This is a genomic window from Ignavibacteriota bacterium (genome assembly GCA_016212665.1).
Classification (GTDB): domain Bacteria; phylum Bacteroidota; class Ignavibacteria; order UBA10030; family SZUA-254; genus FW602-bin19.
Window position 1 is genome coordinate 124,894 of the sequence record JACREZ010000037.1, and the last position, 8,194, is coordinate 133,087.

Annotated in this window: 2 protein-coding genes; both read right to left on the reverse strand. The window is 45.0% G+C overall.

What is annotated here, in order from left to right; genetic code table 11:
• Window positions 1-41: 41 nt before the first annotated feature.
• On the reverse strand, window positions 42-4,247 hold the full coding sequence (locus HY960_13495) for a T9SS type A sorting domain-containing protein (protein MBI5216761.1): 4,206 nt from the start codon (window positions 4,245-4,247) through the stop codon (window positions 42-44).
• A 171-nt stretch (window positions 4,248-4,418) separates the two neighbouring features.
• Window positions 4,419-7,961, reverse strand: a complete 3,543-nt coding sequence (locus tag HY960_13500) for a choice-of-anchor D domain-containing protein (GenBank protein ID MBI5216762.1) — start codon at window positions 7,959-7,961, stop codon at window positions 4,419-4,421.
• Between the last annotated feature and the right edge of the window lie 233 nt (window positions 7,962-8,194).

Below are 8,194 nucleotides of genomic sequence, written 5' to 3' on the forward strand. Positions count from 1 at the left end.
CCGACGGAAAACCATCTGCATTATTCAAACATTACTCTACATTACTTCAAGAGAATCAGTTTCCTCGTCTGTTGAAATTTCCCTGCTGTCATTCGATACATATACATCCCGCTTGACAAACCGGAAGCATCCCACTCAATAAACCTGAAACCGCTCACCTGTAAACCATCAGCAAGCTTAGCCACTTCCTCTCCAAGCACATTATACACTTTCAACGTCACCCACGAATCAACCGGCAACTGATAACGGATAATGGTTGACGGGTTGAAGGGATTGGGATAGTTTTGCTCTAACATGAAAGTTTCAGGTTTCAGGTTCGAGGTTTGGGGTTCGATATTGCCGTCGCCTTCAGGCGGCGGAGGTGGAAGTTCATGCTTACTAATGATATTAAGTTTACCTAATGACGATTGACTAGCAACTAATGACAAAACCAATTTTCCTGTTTGATTGGCGTGTACCCAATATCCTTTCCCCGGCTTGATGGTGTCTGTAAGTTCATAACCCCGATTATATTCGTACACTCCGGACGTAAATAATACAGAAGGAATCGGAGAGAGATACTTTACTGCAAACGGCGAACTGATAGAACCAATCAAATTCCATCCCTCAGCAACATTGAATGTATCAACCGAACGTGCAACACCGGTAAGATTGACACTTCCCGATGAAGCGAACTTCAACCAATATCCTTTTCCGTTACGAAGTGTTTCAGCAACAGCATATCCGCTTCCCGTGTAAGCAAAAGCCGAAGAAGTTGCAGACGGAAACAGGTTGCTACGCCGATAATCCGAAACAGTTAAAGGTACAGAAATAAGATTCCATCGTTCGTTCATGGTTACTGTTACAGTTACTTCTCCCCCGATAGTTCTGAATTTCCATGTTGATGACCAAGCCGATGTATCGCTTCCGCTCACAGAACGAAGTCTCCAGTAATGCCATGTTGCAGTTGGCAATTCAAACAAATCTTTCGTTGAAGCGGTAACTCCACTGTTAAACAAAACACTGGTAAACGCACTATCATATCCAACCTGAAGAATAAATGAAGTGACGCCGCATGGTCGTTGCCAAGTTAACGTTGTGGCAACAGGAACATTCATCGCGCCGTTCGAAGGATTTGTAAGTGCCGGCGTTAAGAGCGTCCCTTCTCTTGTTGTAAAACGATATGTTGTTGACCACTCGCTTGTACCGTAATCATTCGTTCCCTTCACGCGCCAATAATACGTTGTTGTTGCCAGCAACCCAAGAATTGTTTTTGAAGTTTGCACAATATTGTTTGAATCAAACATGATGGAAACAAAAAGTGAATCTGTGGAAACTTGCAACCTGTAATACGAAGCGCCGGGAGCCGCATTCCATCGCAATACAGGATTGAGTGAAACACATGTTGAATCATTGCCGGGACTTGCAAGAGTCGGTGTGTACGGTTCGCCGCCCCACGTTTTGAATTTCCATATTCCCGACCATGATGACGTATCGCTTCCGTTCACGGAACGCAATCTCCAGTAATGCCATGTACCGTTCAATAATTCTGTAAAGTCATACCATGTCCTGTTAATTCCACCGCAACTGAAAATCATATTGGAGAATAATGAATCATAAGCAACCTGCAAGATAAATGTCGGGGCGTTGCAGGGTTGGTCCCAATACAATCGAATCGAATTGGGAAGTCCTGTTCTTCCGTTTTCCGGGAGTAATTGTGAAGGAGAACTCAACACACCTGAGCGGGTTGTAAAGTGTAATGTTGCTGACCAACTACTTGAACCACTTGTATTTGAAGCATTCACTCTCCAAAAATATTTTGTCGTCGGTAACAAACCGGAAACAGTGAGAGACGTTGTCGTGATGTTGTTTGAATCAACAGTAACGACTGCAAATGTTGAATCGGTTGAAATCTGAATCCGGTATGAAGTTGCCCCTTGCGAACTATTCCATAGAAATGTAGGAGCGAGCGAAACACACGTTGTATCGTTCGATGGATTCACGGGGAGCGGTGCATTCGGTGCATGTGCCGTCATTCCGTTCCATATGGAAAAATAATACGCGGGCTTTCCTCCTGCTATCTGGAACAACCCTCCGACATACAACTCACCCAGATTGTTCAATGCCAGCGCACGGACTTCATTATCAACTCCGCTTCCGAGCGCAGACCATGTTTGCGATGAATCATTCCACATCGCAATGTTACTGACTGTATCACTTCCTGCAATATTAAAAAATCCGCCTGCATAGACTGTGTTATTTTTCGTGGCGATTGTCCCGACAAAACCACCTCCATAATAATTCACTCCAGAACCAAGCGCTGACCAGGTTTGAGTAAGACTGTTCCACTTCGCGATATTTTTCGCGCTCACTCCTCCGGCATTCTCAAATTCTCCTCCAACGAATACTTCGTTTCCATTCACAGCAAGTGCAAAGACCTGATAATCGGTTCCACTTCCAAGCGCAGACCATGTCGTTCCATTCCAACGAGCAACATAATTTGCCGGAGCGCCGCCTGCGGTTGTAAATTCTCCTCCGACATAGACGAAGGAATCCGTCACAGCAATTGCATTTACTCTTCCATTCAAACCGCTTCCAAGCGCCGACCACCCACCGGTAGGCGACCATTTTGCAATTGAGTTAACTGCAACTCCACCAGCAGATGTAAAATTTCCTCCGACAAATACTTCATTGCCGCGAACTGCAAGTCCCAGTCTCGTTCCCCAGCCACCGGTTAATCCGCTTCCCATCGGATTCCAAGTCTGTGTTGCATAATTCCAACGCGCAATATTATTTACAGGATTTCCTCCCGCAGATAATAAAGTACCGGCAACGAATACATCCTCATTCGTCGAGGCAACCGCGAACACCTGATTTCTTACTCCGCTCCAGAGTGAATCCCATTTCCCGTTTGAATATTTTGTAATCGCTGTTGTACGAACGCCGCCGGGAAATCCAAATCCGCCACCAACATATAATTCCGTTTCAGCAGGATTGAATCCCATCGCAAAGACATTGTAATCCAACCCTTTTCCGAGAGCGTTCCATGAATGGTCAGTATAGTTCCATCGGGCGATACGAAAATGAAAACTACTCTGAGAAAGTACAAACCCACCGACAGCATATAAGTTGTCATTGGTTGAAAATAGTTTGGTTGGTGCAACATCGAAGGATTCACCTCCGATACCCGACCATTGGTCAGTAACATAATTCCATTTTGCAATGCGGTGGATATAATTTCCATTCACAGTGTCAAAAACACCGCTCAAAAAGACATTGTCTCCGGTAACTTCCATGTCGCTTCCAGCCAAACTTAATCCTGTACCGATTGGAGACCATTCACCACCAACAAAACGTGCGAAATGATTCACTCTCACACCTCCGGCGCCACCGGAAAAAAGAAAGTTGCCTGTCGCATACAACACTCCATTGATTACCTCCAGATCTGCCACTTCAGCCCATCCGTTCTCACCGATTTCTAATCCTAAACCAACCTGACTCCACGTTGAGCCATTCCACACAGCGACATTCTTCGCAGGTTGGTGTCCGGCTGAGTCGAATAATCCTCCCACAAAAATATTTTCCCCAACGATAGCCATTGTATTGATTCCACCACTCGGCGCCTGATTCATTCCACTTCCCAGCGTATCCCACACATTGGTAACAATATTATACCGCGCAATATGATTCGCCGGCAAGCCGCCTGCAATTGTAAATGTTCCCCCGACATACAACCAATCGCCGGAGCGTTTCAACGCCAACACCATTCCGTCTGTACCGCTTCCGAGCGCCGACCATGAAGAGCCATTCCACTTCGCGATTCCGTTCACGGTAACTCCACCCGCTTCACGAAAATTTCCACCGATGTACAAATCATTTCCATTCACGAGTATCGTTTTCACTTTTGATGGATTCCCATACACGGGTAACATCCCGCCGCTTGTTCCTCCGCCAACTTCTGCAAACATTCTTCCGTTCCATTTGGCGATACAATTTGCAGTGTTGCCTCCGGCTTGAGTAAAATCTCCACCGATGTATAATGCGTTGTCAGTTCCGGCTACTGACAACACAGTATTATTTGTTCCGATATAGCCAAACTCGTCCGACCATTTTTCGTCGCCGGGTATTTGTGTGAATAAAGAAAAAGAAAAGAGAAGTGTCGCCATTGCCGGGAGAGCAATTGACAAAGAGATTCTTGAAACGATAAACATGGAAATTCCTTTTTGTAATGGATAATCAGGGAAAACAAAAAAGAACAAGTCAGCCACAGTTGTTGGATACGCTATGGCAGACAAAGAAATGATGGAAGGAAAATACGGACTTTCCGTCTGCAATAACACCCCATAATCATGTAGGTCGTTTTCCCTTTCATTCAAGAACAAAAGAAAAAGCCGACCCGGAATTCCGAATCGGCTTGAAAATACGTTCCTGCATTATATTTATTTCAAGAGAATCAGTTTCCTTATCTGTTGAAATTTTCCCGCCTTCATTTTATACATATATATCCCACTTGACAAACCTGAAGCATCCCACTCGACAAACTTGAACCCGGCAACATGGAACTCCTGAACGAGAGTTGCTACTTCTTCACCAAGCACATTATACACTTTCAACGTCACCCAAGAATCAACAGGTAATTGATAACGGATAATGGTTGACGGGTTGAAGGGGTTGGGATAGTTTTGCTCTAATCTGAAGGTTTCAGGTTTCAGGTTCGAGGTTTGAGGTTCGATATTGCCGTGGCCTTCAGGCGGCGGAGGGGGTAATTCGGATGTTGGTACAATTTTTAGCTTATCTACTAATGATCCGCCTTTGGCGGAACTATTGACCAATGACGAAAGAGTAAGCGTTCCATTCGAATTGACTTTCACCCAATACCCTTTTCCCGGCTCAATTTCATTTGTTGAAAAATATCCCGCATCGTATCCGAAGAAATTTGTTGTTACCATGCCGGGTGGAGTGCTGGAGATTGAATCAACAGAAATTTGTTCACTGATGGAACCAATGATGTTCCAACCTTCAGCAACAGAAACAGTGAGCGAGTCAATCGGCTGACCGGTGACTGTATGAAAAGTATCGGTTTGAAATTTCGTCCAATATCCTCGTCCGTATTGGAATGAATCTGTTGCTGTGTAACCTCCCTGATAGAAAAATGTTGTCCCCAGAATTGCAGAAGGATATGCTTCGAGAATTTGTTTATTCGTTCGTTGTACCGGAAGTGAAATTACATTCCATCGGGCTGAGAATGAAACCGTATCTGTTACTTGTGGTGGCGGTGGTGGTGGTGGCGTTATCGTAGTTCCACCGGAAAGCAACACAACATTTCCCTGATTCGAGCCGGCAATAATTTCAAGACTTGCATTGTCATCCATATCAGGTACGAATGAAACTTCTCGTGTTTGTGTCGAACCTCCGAACGTATATTCTCCAAGTGTCTGTCCGCTATCCCCCGAAACGATGTACGTCCCCGAATATTGAGACGCGATTATCACTTCATCAACACTGTCGCCATCAAGATCGGACATGCTGGCAATGCCCATCGTGTTACCGGTGGGAAGATGCCAGAGTGTATTTCCGTTTTCGCTGTTCAAACATTTCGCTCCGCCTCCAAGCAATGAAACAGCAATTTCACTGATGCCATCTCCCGTTACATCGTTCACTAAAGCAAACTGTGTTACACCGCCGTTCGGTAAACCATCGGTCGTAACACTCCACACCAATTCTCCTGTTGCGCCTTTTAACCGGGCAACCGGTCCCCAGAACGCGCCAATGACGACATCGGGATTTGCACCTTGCGTTGGAAGTATGATTACTTCTTTCGCGCCGCCCGATGATGAAGCAAAAGTGTACGTCCACAATGTTCCGCCATTTGCTCCGTTGAGTGCGCGGGCAGAATACACCGGCTCGCCAATCGTGACAATCGCATCGGGTTTACCGTCGTTGTTAATGTCATCAATCGAAGCCACGCCGTGTGTGAAGCCGCCAAGAAACGCTGTCCACAAAATATTTCCGTTCGAACCATCGAACAAATACGCGGTTCTTCTTCCGTCCACTCCACCGGATTGTGTTGCGCTTGCCGCGGCGAGGACGTCAGGAATTCCATCGTTATTGAAATCTTTCTTCACATCAACTCCGGTAAAATCACCGAGACCGAAACTATCAGGATGGTCGGTGCCGAACGTCCAGAGCATCGCCCCGGTTTTTCCGTTGATTGCATAGACATGTTCGTTGCCTCCTCCTGTTCCAATCACCACGTCGTTGAACCCGTCGCTGTTCAAATCGCTTGCAATCGCGAGCGCTTTCTGGTAAGAATAATCACCCGTGGTTCCAATGGAACCTGCGCTGTAACTTGAGATGTAGGTCGTGAATGCCCAGAGCGAATCATTGTTCACTGATGAATTTCCGTTCAGCGCCATCGTCCAGTAATTTTCTGTCGAAACAATCACGTCCGCTTTTCCATCGCCGGTAATATCGTTGATGGAACGAACCGCTTTCACATTTCTTGATGTGTTGGAAATTGGGTGATTCGGGATTGTCGTATTCCATAACGGTGTTGCAATCGGATAGGTGCTTGCATCACCGCTCCCCGTCAGCACAATTCTTGTTTCCGTTTCATTCCATGCGTCGCTGAACAAGCGAAGCGTATCAACAATTGTCATGGCAATGGATGGCTTGAACCACAATTGGAATTTCTTCGAACTGACTCCGTTGATACTCACAGGAAATGTTCCGGCATCAAAATAAAAATCAGATGTACCGAACGATGCAGATGAAATTGTCAGAGGCATCGCTCCCTGATTTTCAATAACGACTTGATACGTATTCGTACTATTGATTCTTCTTGTTCCGTAATCAAGCAACGAAGGCGCGGAAATGTAGCCGGTCGTATATTGCCCGCTCCCTGAAAGACGAAGCACCTGCGCAGGTTTCGTTATATCGTTGTGATAGAGAATTACTTGTGCAGTATCCGAACCGAACGCGGATGGAAAGAATTTAATTTTCAAAAAATATGATTGCCCGTTCGGAACAGGAGTCGGCTGTGAAAATTCAATTGCATAGTTGGATGAATAGAGGACGCTCGCACTATCTAAGATGAGAGTATCTGTTCCCGTACTTTGAATTTCCGCTTGCCAATCTGCTGTGTCGCCGAGCGTTATCCATCCGAAGTCATGTGTCTTCACGGGAACATTGATAACCGGAGTTCCGCCGCCGCCGAGGTCATATTTGTATAACACTTTCGGATTTGCGCTACCGACTTTTCTTGCAATCAGCCAGAGATACGTTCCATCAAATGTCAATCCCGTCGGATTGGAATCGGTTGTTTTCGGTTCCGGCATCGGAATCGTTTTGACCGTATCTTTCGTTGCGGGGTCAACAACATAAATCAAATTTGAATTCGGTTCCGTAGAAAAAATATCCATCGCGTAATACAAGTATCTGCCATCCCATGCAACACCCTGTGGTTGGTCACCGATTGTTGGAATGCTATCAACAAATGTTTTCGTTGACCAATCAATTTTATACAACTTTCCCGGATTCGGATAGTATTGAGAAATCCAGAGATGCGTTCCATCCCATGCCGCGCCTCCGAGATACCGAGTCGGGCTATTCAATCGCATCGAATCAATCACACTTCCTGTGGGAGTAATTTTTATCACAGTACAAAACGAAGTGTAGCGACGCACATAGAAAAAATTTGTCCCGTCGAATGCTAAGCCTTGACTTGAACCGAGCGATGTACTAACACTGTCTTTTATCACACCGTCGAAATCGAGCGAATACATTCTTCCGGAACTTGAAGTGTTGGTAATGAACAACGAGAATCCATCCGAGGCTAAACCATACGATGAATTCCATGTAGTTGCGTTTGGTAGTTCGATTGTCTGCACAATACTTTGTGACCGAACACTTGACAGACCAACCACGAACAACACAATAAAGAACATGCAACGTTGATGTAATGAGAGCGCGGTTTTTTTCATAAAACACCTGAAGTTATGTGAGCAAAAGTGACAGATTATCGGAAAAAATGGAGTGAATAGCAATAGTTTTATTTGATTTTTTTGTAACTTTCTTGAGTTATATTCAAAAGGTGTGTAAATATTTAGGGTAGAAAAACCAGATTGAAAAAAAAGCGGCGTATCTGTATCTTAGGAAAATAAATTCACTACAACTTAATAACCTAAGGAGATACGCCAATGAAAAAATATAAAAA

Excerpts from the sequence above, each read along its gene's own strand:
- HY960_13500 (MBI5216762.1), bottom strand. The coding sequence starts at position 7,961 with ATGAAAAAAACCGCGCTCTCATTACATCAACGTTGCATGTTCTTTATT.